General features: G+C 67.6%; 13 protein-coding genes. 2 read left to right on the top strand and 11 right to left on the bottom strand.

Annotated elements, in window-relative coordinates; translation table 11 throughout:
• Positions 1–9: 9 nt before the first annotated feature.
• The gene (locus ACTJI4_RS13915) at positions 10–840 is read right to left on the bottom strand and encodes a cupin domain-containing protein (RefSeq protein WP_440869670.1); all 831 of its coding nucleotides are present in this window, start codon (positions 838–840) and stop codon (positions 10–12) included.
• Positions 841–951: 111 nt separating this feature from the next.
• Here ACTJI4_RS13915 and ACTJI4_RS13910 point away from each other — a divergent pair, with 111 nt between their 5' ends.
• Positions 952–1,377: an organic hydroperoxide resistance protein gene (locus ACTJI4_RS13910; RefSeq protein WP_440869669.1), complete on the top strand. Its 426-nt coding sequence runs from the start codon at positions 952–954 to the stop codon at positions 1,375–1,377.
• A gap of 152 nt (positions 1,378–1,529) precedes the next feature.
• Here the strand turns inward: ACTJI4_RS13910 and mmsB are convergent, their stop codons facing one another.
• Genes mmsB through ACTJI4_RS13885 form a run of 5 tightly spaced genes read right to left on the bottom strand, consistent with a single transcriptional unit; the run spans position 1,530 to position 7,079 of the window.
• On the bottom strand, positions 1,530–2,420 hold the full coding sequence (gene mmsB / locus ACTJI4_RS13905; RefSeq protein WP_217537595.1) for a 3-hydroxyisobutyrate dehydrogenase: 891 nt from the start codon (positions 2,418–2,420) through the stop codon (positions 1,530–1,532).
• Positions 2,417–3,592: an enoyl-CoA hydratase/isomerase family protein gene (locus tag ACTJI4_RS13900; protein ID WP_440869668.1), complete on the bottom strand. Its 1,176-nt coding sequence runs from the start codon at positions 3,590–3,592 to the stop codon at positions 2,417–2,419. Before ACTJI4_RS13900 ends, mmsB begins: the two co-directional genes overlap by 4 nt.
• Entirely contained in the window at positions 3,589–4,386 is a 798-nt protein-coding gene (locus ACTJI4_RS13895) for an enoyl-CoA hydratase (protein ID WP_392924536.1), read from the bottom strand. The genes ACTJI4_RS13900 and ACTJI4_RS13895 overlap by 4 nt, the downstream gene beginning before the upstream one ends.
• Complete coding sequence (locus ACTJI4_RS13890; protein ID WP_440869667.1) at positions 4,383–5,537, bottom strand: acyl-CoA dehydrogenase family protein; 1,155 nt, start codon at positions 5,535–5,537, stop codon at positions 4,383–4,385. Before ACTJI4_RS13890 ends, ACTJI4_RS13895 begins: the two co-directional genes overlap by 4 nt.
• A gap of 36 nt (positions 5,538–5,573) precedes the next feature.
• Positions 5,574–7,079, bottom strand: coding sequence for a CoA-acylating methylmalonate-semialdehyde dehydrogenase (locus tag ACTJI4_RS13885; RefSeq protein ID WP_440869666.1), 1,506 nt, complete (start codon positions 7,077–7,079; stop codon positions 5,574–5,576).
• 113 nt (positions 7,080–7,192) lie between these two features.
• Between ACTJI4_RS13885 and ACTJI4_RS13880 the strand changes: the two genes are divergently transcribed.
• On the top strand, positions 7,193–8,563 hold the full coding sequence (locus ACTJI4_RS13880) for a helix-turn-helix domain-containing protein (protein WP_440869665.1): 1,371 nt from the start codon (positions 7,193–7,195) through the stop codon (positions 8,561–8,563).
• Between the two features lie 189 nt (positions 8,564–8,752).
• Here the strand turns inward: ACTJI4_RS13880 and ACTJI4_RS13875 are convergent, their stop codons facing one another.
• From ACTJI4_RS13875 to ACTJI4_RS13855, 5 genes are all read right to left on the bottom strand, one after another.
• Positions 8,753–10,636 carry an RpoH suppressor gene (locus tag ACTJI4_RS13875; protein WP_440869664.1) on the bottom strand — a complete coding sequence of 628 codons (1,884 nt, stop codon included), beginning with the start codon at positions 10,634–10,636 and terminating at the stop codon, positions 8,753–8,755.
• 73 nt (positions 10,637–10,709) lie between these two features.
• Positions 10,710–11,219 carry a lipocalin family protein gene (locus ACTJI4_RS13870; RefSeq protein ID WP_392924686.1) on the bottom strand — a complete coding sequence of 170 codons (510 nt, stop codon included), beginning with the start codon at positions 11,217–11,219 and terminating at the stop codon, positions 10,710–10,712.
• A gap of 59 nt (positions 11,220–11,278) precedes the next feature.
• A complete protein-coding gene (locus tag ACTJI4_RS13865; protein ID WP_392924552.1) occupies positions 11,279–12,352 on the bottom strand; it encodes an SAM-dependent methyltransferase in 1,074 nt (357 codons plus the stop codon).
• Entirely contained in the window at positions 12,349–13,143 is a 795-nt protein-coding gene (locus ACTJI4_RS13860; protein ID WP_392924555.1) for a DUF1295 domain-containing protein, read from the bottom strand. Before ACTJI4_RS13860 ends, ACTJI4_RS13865 begins: the two co-directional genes overlap by 4 nt.
• Positions 13,140–13,694, bottom strand: coding sequence for a DUF2878 domain-containing protein (locus ACTJI4_RS13855; protein ID WP_440869663.1), 555 nt, complete (start codon positions 13,692–13,694; stop codon positions 13,140–13,142). Before ACTJI4_RS13855 ends, ACTJI4_RS13860 begins: the two co-directional genes overlap by 4 nt.
• Position 13,695: the final 1 nt, after the last annotated feature.

Below are 13,695 nucleotides of genomic sequence, written 5' to 3'. Positions count from 1 at the left end.
ATCAGGGTGTCACGCGGCCTGCAGCCCCTGCTTCCACTGCCGCGGCGATTGCCCGGTCTGTGATTTGAAGGCCCGCGACAGCGCCGCTTCACTGCCGTAGCCGACATCCACCGCGATGCGCTTGAGCGGTTGGCCCTTGCGCAGCGCCTGCTGCACCAGGCGCGTGCGCCATCCCTGCAGGTAGTGGCCGGGGGTGCTGCCGATGGTGTCGCGGAAGCTGTCGGCGAAGGCGCTGCGTGACATGCCGGCGCGCTGGGCAAGCGATTCGAGGGTCCATTCCTGCGCGGGCTCTTCGTGCATGGCCACCAGTGCGTGGCGCAGGCGCGGGTGGGCCATGCCGGCGAGCAGGCCCACGCGCAGCTGGCCGCTTTCCATCAGCGCGCGCAGGATCTGGATCATCACCACTTCGAACAGCCGATCCAGCAGCGCCTGGCGGCCGCAGCGCTGGGCGAAGGCTTCTTCGAACAGCACCGAGAGGATCGGTTGGCCGCCGTAGAGCTCCTGCAGCGGCAGGCAGATCACCGGCGGCAGCGCAGCGGCGACCGGGCTGCTGCCGCCGCCTTCGAACTGCAGGTGGGCGCAGGCGAAGTCGGCACCTTTCTCCGGGTCCGTCACGAAGCGGTGCGCCAGCGGGCGCGGGTAGACCAGCACGCTCGGCTGGGTGATTTCGAGCACGCTGCCGTCGGGGTGCTCCACCCGCACGTTGCCCTCGCGGATCAGGTGCAGCTGCCCGCGCTCGCCGTCGGCGGTCAGGTCATTGATGCCGCACAGGGCGCCGGCGTGGAAGACTTCGGCATTGACCGCAAAGCGGCCGAGCAGGGATTGCAGGCGGTCGACCATTTCGGACTCCAGATCAAGTTTTCTGGATCTTATGTTGCCACACGTCTAACCGGAAGGCGCACAGTACACCTCACCAACCGGTCCATCCCATTTACAGCCAGGAGCTCTCCCATGTCGATTGAAAAGGTTCTCTACACCGCCCACGCCACCGCCACCGGCGGCCGCGAAGGCCACGCCACCTCGTCGGACAAAGTGCTGGACGTGCAGCTGTCCACCCCGCGCGAACTGGGCGGCGCTGGCGGCCCGGGCACCAACCCGGAGCAGCTGTTTGCTGCCGGCTATTCGGCCTGCTTCCTGGGCGCGCTGAAGTACGTGGCTGGGCAGGCCAAGGTCGCGCTGCCGGCCGAGACCAGCATCACCGGCAACGTGGGCATCGGCCAGATCCCGACCGGCTTCGGTATCGAAGTGGAACTGCAGATCAGCGTGCCGGGCCTGCCGCGTGAGCAGGTGGAAGAGCTGGTGCAGAAGGCGCACATCGTGTGCCCGTATTCGAACGCCACGCGCGGCAACATCGATGTGACGTTGACGGTGATCTAAAAAAAAATGGGCGGATGCCGGTCGCGTTGACCATGCATCCGCCCATCCCACCGCGGTGGATCCCGTTCACGGGATGCGTTCGTTGTTCCGGTCACGACCAACGGTCGTGACCTACCGGTTGGGGCACGGCCCGGCACCAGTTGAGGCAGACGTTATTTTTCCGGGGTGACCAGCTGAACTACGCTGGAGAAATCCAGCTTGCCGCGGCCTGCCTGGTGGTTCATCGAATACAGGTTGCGGGCCAGTTCGCCCAGCGGGATCGAGGCGCCCACGCTCATCGCCGCTTCCACGGCCAGGCCCATGTCCTTGAGCATCAGGTCGCTGCCGAAACCGCCGCTGTAGCCGCGCGAAGCCGGCGCATTTTCCAGCACGCCGGGCCACGGGTTGCATACTTCGGTGGCCCAGCTGCGGCCGGTGCTGACCGCCATCATCTGCGACAACACCTTCGGGTCCAGGCCGTGGGCCACGCCCAGGGCAATGGATTCGCCGGTGACGGCCATGATCACGCCCAGCGCCATGTTGTTGCACAGCTTGGCAACCTGGCCGGCGCCACTGGCACCCACGTGGAAGATGTTCTTGCCCATGGCCTGCAGCAGCGGGCGGGCACGTTCAAGCGCATCGCTTTCGCCGCCGACGATGAAGGTGAGGGTGCCGGCCTGCGCACCGGCGGTGCCGCCGGAGACCGGGGCATCGAGCATCTGCAGGCCGCGTGCGGCGGCTGCTTCCGAAACCTTGCGTGCGGTGGCCGGGGCGATCGTGCTGCAGTCGATCACCAACGCGCCGCCGGGGATGTCGGCCAGCAGGCCGTCGTCGCCCAGGTACACGCCTTCGACGTGGCGGCTGGCCGGCAGCATCGAGATGACCACTTCGGCATCGGTCAGCGTATCCAGCGCGGAGCTGGCAGCGGTGGCACCGGCGTCGACGGCGGCCTGCACGGCGGCCGGCACCAGGTCGAACACGCGCACGGCGTGGCCGGCCTTGGCCAGGTTGGCGGCCATCGGGCCGCCCATGTTGCCCAACCCGATGAATGCAATACGGCTCATGCGTGGCTCCTTTCAGGAACAGTGGCGCCGAGGTCGGCCAGCGGATGCGTGGCCGGGTCCCAGGGCGAGGCGAAGAAGGTGTCGGCCCAGCCCACCGTGGCCTCAGCCAGCGTCGGTGGCTGCCAGCGTGGGGTGCGGTCCTTGTCGATCAGCAGCGCGCGGATACCTTCGGCGAAATCGCCGTGGGCGGCGCAATGCAGCGCAGCGATGTATTCCAGGCGATAGACGTCGGCCAGCGAGGCACCCGCGGTGCGCTTCTGCAGCTCCCACGCCAGCCGTGCCGAACCGGGGGCACCGGCGGCCAGCGTGGCCTGCGCGGTCTGCAGCCACGGGTCTTCGGTCTGCAACGCGGCAATGGCGTCCACCACGGCCGGCACATCGCCACCCTCGCACAGCGTGTCGATCAGCGCGGCGTTGCGCAGCAGCGGACCGGTGGCGGCATCGCTGGCGTGCTGCTGTAACAGCGAGCTGAGCTGTTCGTGGTTGCGCTTGGCGTCCGCACTCCAGTGCACGTCGGCCAGCGCGTTGAGTACATCGGCGCGCTGGGCCTCGGCGATATGGATATCGGCCATGCCGGCATAAATGGCATCGCCGGCATTGAGCGGCGCACCGGTCAGGGCCAGGAACAGGCCCGCCTTGCCCGGCACCCGCGGCAGCAGCCAGCTGCCACCCACGTCGGGGAACAGGCCCACGGTGATTTCCGGGAACGCCAGCCTGGAGCGCTCGCTCACCACGCGGTGGCTGGCACCGGACATCAGCCCGATGCCACCGCCCATGACGATGCCATGGCCCCAGCACAGGATCGGCTTGGCGTAGGTATGGATGGCGTAGTCGACGCGGTATTCGACGTCGAAGAACTCGGAGGCGTAGTGATTATCGCGCACGTCGTCAGCGCCGGCCTCGCGGTAGGCGCGCATGCTCTGGTACAGGCTGTGCAGGTCGCCACCGGCGCAGAACGCCTTCTCGCCCGCGCCCTGCAGCACCACCAGCGCGATGCCGTCGTCGGCGGCCCATGCGCTCAGGCGCTCGTGCAGCAGGTGCGCCATCGGCAGCGAGAAGCCGTTGAGGGTGCGCGGTGCATTGAGCGTGGCAATGCCGATGCGGGTGCCGTTGGCGGCTTCCCGCTCCTCAAACAGAACCGGTGTCTCCTGGGTCGCGTCCGCCGTGCTCATGCGTTCTTCCACTGCGGCGCACGCTTTTCGAGGAAGGCGTTCACGCCCTCGGCCTGGTCGGCGCGGTCGAACAGGTCGACGAAGGCCTCGCGCTCGGCCACCAGGGCAGCGCCGTGGGTGCCGGTGCGGGTGGCCTGCACCAGGGTCTTGCAGGCGGCGATGCTGGACGGGCTCTGCTTGCCGGCCTTCTGCGCCCACTCGATGGCCAGCGCCTTGGCTTCGCCCTTGCCGACCTTTTCTTCGGCCAGGCCGATGCGCACGGCGGTGTCGGCATCGATGCGTTCACCGAGCAGGATCATCCGCTTGGCCCAGCCTTCGCCGACCAGGCGCGGCAGGTTCTGGGTCCCGCCGGCGCACGGCAGCAGGCCCACGGTGGCCTCCGGCAGCGCAACCTGGGCGTGTTCTTCGATGATGCGCAGGTCGCAGGCCAGCGCGCATTCCAGCCCGCCGCCCATGGCGTAACCGTTGATGGCGGCAATCGACACGCCACGGAAGCCGGACAGCGCTTCAAAGGCTTCACCGAAACGACGCGCGGCTTCGCGGGCAGCGGCCTTGTCGCCGGAGGCGAACTGCTTCAGGTCGGCACCGGCGGAGAAGAACTTCTCGCCGCCACCGGTGATCACCAGTGCGTAGATGCCCTTGTCCGCGTTGAGCGCGCCGACCAGATCGCGCAGCGCCGACAGGCTGTGCACGGTCCAGGTATGCGCCGGCGGGTTGTCCAGCGTGACTACGGCGACATGGCCATCGGCGTCGACCTTCAGGCCAGCGTGTTCATGCGTGCGCCAATCCATCATCGCAGTTCCTCATCGGTGTTGAGCAGGTGGCGGGCGACGATCACACGCATGATCTCGTTGGTGCCCTCCAGGATCTGGTGCACGCGGCTGTCGCGCAGCAGGCGTTCAATCGGGTATTCGCGGATGTAGCCATAACCGCCGTGGATCTGCAGCGCTTCGTTGCAGACCTGGAAACCGGCGTCGGTGGCGAAGCGCTTGGCCATCGCGCACCACACGTTGGCATCGCTGGCACCGGCGTCGAGCTTGCGCGCGGCGGTGTGCACCATCTGCCGTGCGGCGACCAGCTGGGTGACCATGTCGGCCAGCTTGAACTGCAGCGCCTGGAAATCGGCCAGCGGCTTGCCGAACTGGCGGCGCTCGCCCATGTAGCGGCGTGCGGCGTCCAGTGCGCCCTGGGCGGCGCCCAGCGAGCAGGCGGCAATGTTGATGCGGCCGCCGTCCAGGCCCTTCATGGCCAGCTTGAAGCCACTGCCCTCGTCGCCCAGCAGGTTGGCCACCGGCACGCGCACGTTCTCGAAGGTGATGCCACGGGTGGGCTGGCTGTTCCAGCCCATCTTCTCTTCCTTGCGGCCGTAGCTGATGCCGGCCAGGTCGGCCGGCACGGCCAGCGCGCTGATGCCGCTGGCACCGGGGCCGCCGGTACGCGCCATCACCACCAGCAGCTCGGTGGCCCCGGCGCCGGAGATGAAGGCCTTGGAGCCGTTGAGCACGTAATGGTCGCCCTCACGCACGGCAGTGGTCTTCAGCGACGCCGCATCCGAACCGGCCCCCGGCTCGGTCAGGCAGTACGAGGCCAGCTTGGTGCCCGACGACAGCGCCTGGCCCCACTCGGCGCGCAGCGCTTCCTGGCCCCAGCTGCTGACCATCCACGAGGCCATGTTGTGGATGCTGATATAGGCCGCCGTGGACGGGTCCACATTGGCGAGCTCCTCGATGACGACGGCGGCGTCCAGGCGGCTCAGCCCGCTGCCACCGACTTCAGGATCCATGTACAGGCCACAGAACCCGAGTTCCCCTGCCTTGGCGATCGCCTCGCGCGGAAAGATGCCCTCCGCATCCCATCGCGCGGCGTGCGGCGCCAGTTCGGCCTGGGCGAAATCACGCGCGGCTTCTCTGTAGGCCTGCTGCGCTTCTTCGAGTTCCGTCGTCATCGAGTTGCTCATGAACACTCCGTGCCGTGAAGGCGGTTACTTCAGGCTGATCGTGGTGTTGACGCCGTGACCCAGGGTCTCGTCGTCGAACCAGCGCGCGGTGATGGTCTTGGTCTGGGTGTAGAACATCACCACCTGCTTGCCATACGGGCCCAGGTCGCCGAGCTTGGACGCGCGCGAACCGGTGAACGAGAACAGCGGCACCGGCACCGGGATCGGCACGTTGATGCCAACCTGGCCGACGTCGATTTCTTCCTGGAAACGGCGTGCCGCCGCACCGGACTGGGTGAACAGCGCGGTGCCGTTGCCGTTGGGGTTGCGGTTGATCAGCTCAATGGCGTCATCCAGCGTTTCCGCTCCCAGGATGACCAGCACCGGCCCGAAGATTTCTTCGTCGTAGATGCGCATGCCCGGGGTGACGCCATCGAAGATGGTCGGGCCCACGAAGTTGCCCTTCTCGAAGCCGTCCACCTGCGGGTTGCGGCCATCGAGCACCAGCTTGGCGCCCTGCTCCACGCCCGAGGCGATCAGGCTTTCCACGCGCTCGCGGGCGGCGCAGGAAATCACCGGGCCCACGTCGGTACCGGCCACGCTGCCGGCGCTCACTTTGAGCGTCCTGGCCTTGGCGACCAGGTCCGGCACCCACTCGCGCGCTTCACCGACCAGCACCAGCGTGGAGGCGGCCATGCAGCGCTGCCCGGCCGCGCCGAAGGCGGCGCCGACCATGGCGTTGAGGCTCTGTTCCTTGTTGGCGTCCGGCAGCACCACGGCGTGGTTCTTGGCGCCCATCATGCACTGCACGCGCTTGCCGGCCAGCGAGGCGCGGTTGTACACGTGGGTACCGACGCGGGTGGAGCCCACGAACGAGACGGCCTTGATGTCCGGGTGGTCGCAGATCGCGTTCACCACCTCTTCGCCGCCATGCACGACGTTGAGCACGCCCTTGGGGATGCCCGCTTCCAGCGCCAGTTCCACCAGGCGCATGGTGACCATCGGGTCCTGTTCGGACGGCTTGAGGATGAAGGTGTTGCCCGTTGCAATCGCCATCGGGAACATCCACAGCGGAATCATCGCCGGGAAGTTGAACGGGGTGATACCGGCGCACACGCCCAGCGGCTGCAGCAGCGTGTAGGTGTCCACGCCGTTGGCCACGTTGTTGGCCAGCTCACCCAGCTGCAGGTTGCCGATGGCTGCAGCATGTTCGACCACTTCCAGGCCGCGGAACACATCGCCTTCGGCGTCTGGCAGGGTCTTGCCCTGCTCCGCGCTGAGGATATGGGCCAGCTCGCTCATGTGCTCGCGGATCAGCTGCTGGTACTTCAGGAAGATGCGCGCGCGGGTGCCGATCGGGGTCTTGCGCCAGGTCTTGAAGGCTTCCTTGGCCGAGGCCACCGCAGCATCCACTTCACTCAAGGTAGCGAACGGCACCTGGGCCAGGACGTCCTGGGTGGCCGGGTTGACCACGTTCTGCCAGTGCGAGCTGGCCGATTCAACGAACTGGCCATCAATCAACATGCGGATACGGGGTGCTGCAACAGTCATGGCAATACCGGCGGGATGCGAAAGGTGATTGGCATTATTCACAGCGGAGCACTCGATTTCCGGGCTGTCTACGCTTAATCTGGCCAATGACCGCTACGATTTCTGTTAATTCTGTGAATACTCCACCCGCGCACCGTCAGATCGGCCTCCGCCTGCTCAGGCTGCGCGAGCAGCGCGGCTACAGCCAGGCCGACCTTGCGCGGGCGCTGGGCCTGTCGGCCAGCTACCTGAACCAGATCGAGCGCAATAAGCGTCCCCTGACTCCCGCCGTGCAGGCCAAGCTGCGCGAGGTGTTGGGTGACGTCAGCGGCCTGTTCGACGTGGATGAGCCCGGCGCCCTGCAGGAGGCGCTGGGCGAAACCCTGCGTGACCTGGGCCTGGACGAGGTGAGCAGCGCCGAGCTGCGTGCGATGGCCGGCAACCTGCCGCAGATCAGCCGGGCCCTGCTCGACCTGCACCGCCGCCACCTGCTGCTGCGCGAACATGCCGCCGCGCTGGAGTTCCAGCTGGGCGACCCGCAGGCCGGGCATTCGCTGCCGGCCGGCGACCAGGTGCGGGATTTCTTCAACCGCATGCACAACCACATTCCCGAGCTGGACGACCTGGCCGAGCAGCTGTTCAGCGAATGGGGGCTGGTCGCCGGGCACGTGGCGCCGCGCCTGCGCCAGTTGCTGGCCGACCGCCACGGGGTGCTGGTGGAAGTGGCGCCGCTGCAGGCCGGGCGCGAGAAGCGCGTGTACGACGGCGGCAGCCGCACGCTGTGGCTGCCCGATTACCTGGAACCGGGCCAGCAGGCCTTCCAGATGGCGGCCGAGCTGGCCCTGCTCGGATATGCGGCGCAGATCGATGCGGTGATCGCACGCGCGGGCTTCGGCGAACCAGAGCAGATCGCGCAGGCGCGGATCGGCATGTCCAACTACTTCGCCGGCGCGCTGGTGATGCCGTATGCGCAGTTCCTGCGTGCGGCCGAACAGAGCGCTTACGACATCGACGCCCTGGCGCATCGCTTCGGGGTGGGGTTTGAAGCGGTCTGCCACCGGCTGAGCACGCTGGCGCGGCGCAGTGCGCCGGGGCTGCCGTTCTTCTTCATCCGGGTAGACCGCGCCGGCAACGTCTCCAAGCGGCACTCGGCCACCGATTTCCACTTTTCGCAGGTGGGGGGCTCGTGCCCGCTTTGGATCGTGTACGAGGCCTTCAACCAGCCCGGACGGGTACTGACCCAGACCGCGCGCATGCCCGACGGGCGCCGCCACTTCTGGCTGGCGCGCCAGGTCAGCAGCGGTCCAATCGGGCACGGGCAGCCGCGCAAGACCTTCGCGGTCGCGCTGGGCTGCGATCTGCAGCATGCCGAGCGGCTGATCTACTCGCGCGGGCTGGATATCCAGAGCCCGGGCAACTCGGTATCCATCGGCCCGGGCTGCCGGGTCTGCCCGCGCGAGGACTGCATGCAGCGCGCGTTCGCGCAGTTGCCGGGGCGCGCGTAGGGGTTGGCGTACGTGCGTGGTGAGAGCGTACCGACCAACGGTCGGTACCTACCGGGGTTAACGTTCCGGGGTTGCATGCACACCGGCGACCGCTACGGTCGTTCCCGGTTGCACGTACGCCGGTAGGGCACGACCGTTGGTCGTGCCAAGGCGGGGCAGCGTACGACCGTTGGTCGTGTGGCGGCGCGGTCAATAACTGGGCGTCACCTTCATCTGCGGCAGCGGGCGCGGAGCGCCGTCGGTGAGATCTGGGCCGAGGTCCTCCCAGGTCTGGCCCTGCTCGACCATCAAGCGCCACAGCTGTTGCGATTCGCGGCGCTTTTCCTCCGAACTGAACCGGTAGGAGGGCGGCGGTGGTGCCCCCAGCGCCACCGATTCGTAGGCGTCCTGCCAGGCGCTCACGCGCTGCGCCGGATCATCGGTGCGCGCCACCTCGAGCGAGTAGCGCTGATACGCCGACGCCAGATTCCGCCAGCGGATCCAATAGTGATTGGCGAACGAGAAATCGCAGAAGCGCTCGCCCGCCACGCTGCCCTTGGCCGCAACCCGGCTGAGCACCGCCTGCGGCATGTCCAGGTTCATGCCGCCTTCGTCGCCCTGCAGCGTCACGTGCACGATGCGGTCGCGGTAGCCCGGCGCGCGTGCCTGCAGCACATCGCGCCAGTTCTGCATGGTGGAGACGATGGAGAAAAGGAAGCCGGACATCTCCGCCGCCGCCAGCGGTCGCGCGATGGACTGATAGCTGCGTTGCCAGCCATGTCGGTTTTCCGTAGGCAGGAACACGGCCGCGTTGATCGCATCGGGTGAATCCGGCGACGCCGGCACTGGCTCGGCCTGCTGCGGATAGACCAGGTTGATGCCGAAGGTGGGCCAGCGCGGCAGCGCGGCGTCGAACAGATGGATGGGGAAGTTGCTGCTGATGCCGCCATCGGAGAACCAGCACACCCGGAACGCGGCGATCGCCGGACCGGTGCCGTGGCCGCCACTGGTCAAGCCCTCGGTGCTGTCGGCGACGTTGCGATCACCCTGCGCAGGCACCGCATCGGCCATCGGTTCGCAACGGCGTTCGCGCCGGGCCGGCTCGTGCAGCGGCACCGCGCTGATCAGCAGCGGAAAACTCAGGCTCATGCGTGTGGCCACCAGCACCGGCAACTGCTCGCCTTCGGGCAGGCGGTAGTAGTCCACGCCGTCCACATGCTGCGGCGCGCCCGCGCGGGCCAGCAGCCACGCCACCACGCTGGCCGGGAACAGCTGTTCGAACTGATCGCGCCGGAACCAGAACTGCGAGGCACTGAACGGCAGCGTGCGTGGCTCGGTGTGGGAGACGCAGGTGGTGATCATCTGCAGGCTGACCGCGTGCGCGCCAGCGGGCTCACCGCTGTAGCGCGGCGCGTTGTGCAGATCGGCGAAAGTCAGTGGCTGGTCGAGCGGCTTGCCCGACAACGCCTGCAGATGAGTGTGCAGCCAGTCGGTCAGCGCAGGATGGTCGGCGCCGGCCTGGGTCGCGCCGGAGCAGAGTCCGAGCAGATTGCGCCGTGCCACCCGCGCTACCCGCAGTGCCGAGGCCAATACCCCGGCCCCATATGCGCACAGCAGCGACGGCAGCAGCGTGGCCCACATGCCGTCCACCCCCGCCGCCAGCCAGCCGATGCCGAGCAACCCGATCAGCGCGGCCAGCAGTTCCAACGGCGCGATCGCAAACACGGCTGCCAGCAGGCACAGGATCTTGCGCGGCAGGCCCGCCTTGCCGGTGAGCATCACCAGCAGGCGATAGGCAGTGCGCGCGCCGTAGGCGGGCTGGAACAGGCTGTAGATGAAGCCGCGCCGCGAGAGCTGGGCCGAAACGTCGGCCAGCCCGGCAAAGCCGGCCTGTGGACCCATCGCTTCACCGGCCCGGCAACGGCGGTCGCCCAGCGCCGCAGCGGCAGCCACGGCGGCGGCAATGGCCCCGGCCGAGGTTCCGCCGATGTTCTTGAAGCGGTATTCGCGGGCCAGCGACAGCACCGCGTTGGGATACACGATGCCGCTGGTGATGCCGCCCTTCATGACCAGATCGCAGTACTTGTCCGCCATGTCCCCGCCCTGTTTCCGCCTTGGGTTGCAGTATCGCCCAAGGCCTTCTCAGAGCCTGAGAACCGCGCCGCAGTTACGGTTTCGGACGGTTCGTGGCGGCCGACTGGGGCACCCGCCGCACCTGCGACAGGTCATAGCCCAGGGCGGCAATCCGGGTCATGGCCGCCTGGTAGTCCTGCTCGGAGATCTGTGGCGTGCGTGCCATCAGCCACATGTAGTCGCGCTTGCTGCGGCCGACGATGGTCTGCTGGTAGTCCTCGTCCAGGTAGACGATCACGTATTCGGCCTTGATCGGCCAGACGAACTGCATGCCCCACTCTGCACCGTTGGTACCTTCCTTGACCGTGCCGATCGGGTGCATGGTCTTGACCGGCGCATCGAAGCTGCCCTTGCGGTAGGTGAAGGTGGTCTGGATACGGCCGTCAGGCCGCAGCGCGTAGGATTCAACCGCGTCAAAAGCTTCACGTTCGGGGCGGCTGGGAATGTGGGCGATTACATACCAGTCGCCCATGAAGCGCGGTACGTCCACGTGCGCGACGGGGGGAATGGGACGGGTGTTGCCGCTACAGCCACCCAGCAGCATGCCGGCGGCGAACAGGGGAAGAAGTGGGCGCAGCTTCATGGCGTTCTCCTCAAAAGGGGTCAGGCGCGGTCGAACAGGTAGTGGGCCACCATCCATTGCTGGCCCTTCTGGTAACCGAACAGCTCGGCGCAGGCCATCCAGAACATCCGCCACCGCTGGAACCACAACGCGGCGGCGGCGTCGCCGTAGCCCTGGCGCAGCACGGCCATCACCGCGTCGCGGTTCTGGTCCTGGCGCGCCAGCCAATGATTGGCGGTGCGTTCGTAGTGGGTGCCATCCAGCAGCCAGCGCTGCTGCAGCTGCATGTACTGGGGGAAGTGCAGCAGGGTGTCGGCGGCGGGCATCAGCCCCCCGGTGAAGAAGTGCCGCCCCATCCAGTTGTCATCGCCTTCGGTCTCGAACGGGTACATCAGGGTGCGGTGCACGAAGATGTGTACGAACAGCTTGCCGCCCGGGCGCAGCCACTGGTGGATGCGCTGCAGCAGCCGGGCGTAGTTGCGTACGTGTTCAAACATCTCCACCGACACACAGCGGTCGAAACTGCCCGGGTCCAGGATCAGCGTGTTCACATCGCGGGTCAGCACTGTCACGTTGGTCAGGCCACGTGCGCGGCACTGGCCCAGGATGTACTCGCGCTGGCTGTTGGAGTTGGACACGGCGGTGATGCGCGCGGCCGGATAGCGCTCAGCCATCCACAGCGTCAGCGAGCCCCAGCCGCAGCCCAGTTCAAGGATCTCCTGGCCATCGGCCAGTTCGGCGCGTTCTCCGTAAAGGGCCAGCATCGCCTCTTCGGCCTGATCGAGGGTTTCATTACCGGTGGGGTAGTAGCAGCTGCTGTATTTGAGCCGCGCACCCAGGCAATCCTGGAAGAAGGCGGCCGGCACTTCGTAGTGCTGGCGGTTGGCCGCGTCCACGTGCAGGGCCAGCGGGCTGCGTGACAGCGTCACGATGCGCGCGGCAAACCTCTGCGCCTGCTCTTCCACGGTACCTGCGCTCTCCTCACGCAGACGCGCCTCGCACTGGCGGCGGATGCCCAGCCGCAACAGCGCATCGGGCAGCAGGCCGCGCTCGGCCAGGCCGGTCAGCCCGGACGCGTAGTCGGGCAGCGGCAGCGATTCTCGGGCGACATTCACGGTGAAGACTCCTTGCGGGGCGGGGCAGTGCGGGAGGGAAACCACGGAAACAGCATCGGCGTGCTGCGCTGGTACTCGCGGTAGTCGTCACCACGGGTGCGCAGGGCCTGGGCCTCGGTGAACGGGATGCCACTCACCCAGCGCAGGAACACGTACATCACCAATGGCCCGGACCAGGCCAGCCACCACAACGGCGAGTGCACGGCCAGCAGCACATAGGTGAACCAGTGCAGCCATTCGAAGAAGTAGTTGGGATGGCGCGAGTAGCGCCACAGACCGCTGCGGCAGGTCTTGCCCTTGTTGGCCGGGTCGGCGCGGAAGCGCGCCAGCTGGCGGTCGGCCAGCGATTCACCGCCCACGCTGAGCAGCCACATCGCAGTGGCAGCGATGATCCAGCCAACCGGCAGTGCCGCGCTCTGCGACACCGCCACGAACGGCAGTGCGAACAGCACGATCAGCAACGCCTGGAACTGGAAGAACCCGAAGATCTTGCCCTGGTGGCCGTTCCAGTGCCTGCGCAGGTGCTGGTATCGGCCATCTTCGTCTTCGCTGCGCACGCGTTTCCACAGATGCAGTGCCAGCCGTGATCCCCACAGCCCGCCCAGCACCGCCAGCGCGATGCGCGGCGCGATGGCGCCATCACCCAGCCACGCCAGCAGCAGCGCCGAGGCGCCCACGCCCTTTGCCCAGAGCACATCCACCACGCCGATGTTCTGGTGGCGGCGTTGCCACCACCAGCCCCAGCACATCATCAGTGCGGCATACAGCCAGACCCAGCCCAGGTTCATCATGCGGGAACTCCTTTGGTGTTCGTACCGGCTGGCCCCGCGCCGCGCTGCCAGTGCCGCGCGCAGGTGGCGAGCAGGGGCAGCGCGACAGCCCATCCCAGGGCAAGCACAGCCACGCCCTGCCAGGACGGCGCGGGGAAGGCCACCGCCGACCAGCCACGCGCGGCGGAGAGATAGGCCAGCGGCGCGACAAGCCCGAGCGCCGCTGCCAGCCAGAGGCGCCGCTGCAATACCTTCAGCGAGACGGTCAGCGTCATCGCGAAGGCCGCCCACAGCGCGAGGATCCACGCCGGCGCCAGCCACGCGCTGGGCCACGCTGCGGCATAAACGACCTGGCCGGTGGCCCCGGCGATGCCATCCACGGCCAGCCCGCACAGCACGCCCACGCCAAGCAGCCTCACCTCCACACCGGGCTGAGCGGACATCGCGAACTGGCTGGCTACGTAAACCGCGGCGGCCAGCAGCGCCGGCCAGCGCAGCCCCTGCCCTGCGCCGACCACCGCGCACAACCAGACAAGCTGGTTGCCGATGACATTGGTCCAGAAGTGACGCATC

The sequence above is a fragment of the Stenotrophomonas sp. 22385 genome (assembly GCF_052045085.1).
GTDB lineage: Bacteria > Pseudomonadota > Gammaproteobacteria > Xanthomonadales > Xanthomonadaceae > Stenotrophomonas.
This window is presented reverse-complemented; position numbering and strand designations above follow the sequence as displayed.